The organism is Fictibacillus iocasae, from assembly GCF_042665465.1.
Lineage (GTDB): Bacteria > Bacillota > Bacilli > Bacillales > Fictibacillaceae > Fictibacillus > Fictibacillus iocasae.
This window is the reverse complement of sequence record NZ_JBHTCP010000024.1, coordinates 1-656: the sequence shown is the minus strand read 5'-3', so window position 1 is coordinate 656 and position 656 is coordinate 1. Positions and strand designations below refer to the sequence as shown.

Annotated in this window: 1 rRNA gene; it reads left to right on the top strand. The window is 54.4% G+C overall.

Annotated features, from left to right (window positions below):
• Window positions 1-641: ribosomal RNA gene (locus ACFQPF_RS11370) — 16S ribosomal RNA — on the top strand; the annotation flags it as partial.
• Window positions 642-656 lie beyond the last annotated feature (15 nt).

Sequence of the window (656 nt, the reverse complement as noted above, 5' to 3'; positions counted from 1 at the left end):
TGAAACTCAAAGGAATTGACGGGGGCCCGCACAAGCAGTGGAGCATGTGGTTTAATTCGAAGCAACGCGAAGAACCTTACCAGGTCTTGACATCCTCTGACCATCCTAGAGATAGGACTTTCCCCTTCGGGGGACAGAGTGACAGGTGGTGCATGGTTGTCGTCAGCTCGTGTCGTGAGATGTTGGGTTAAGTCCCGCAACGAGCGCAACCCTTGACCTTAGTTGCCAGCATTCAGTTGGGCACTCTAAGGTGACTGCCGGTGACAAACCGGAGGAAGGTGGGGATGACGTCAAATCATCATGCCCCTTATGACCTGGGCTACACACGTGCTACAATGGGTGGTACAAAGGGTTGCAAAGCCGCGAGGCCGAGCCAATCCCAAAAAGCCACTCTCAGTTCGGATTGTAGGCTGCAACTCGCCTACATGAAGCCGGAATTGCTAGTAATCGCGGATCAGCATGCCGCGGTGAATACGTTCCCGGGCCTTGTACACACCGCCCGTCACACCACGAGAGTTTGTAACACCCGAAGTCGGTGGGGTAACCCTTTTGGGAGCCAGCCGCCGAAGGTGGGACAGATGATTGGGGTGAAGTCGTAACAAGGTAGCCGTATCGGAAGGTGCGGCTGGATCACCTCCTTTCTATGGAGATTATGA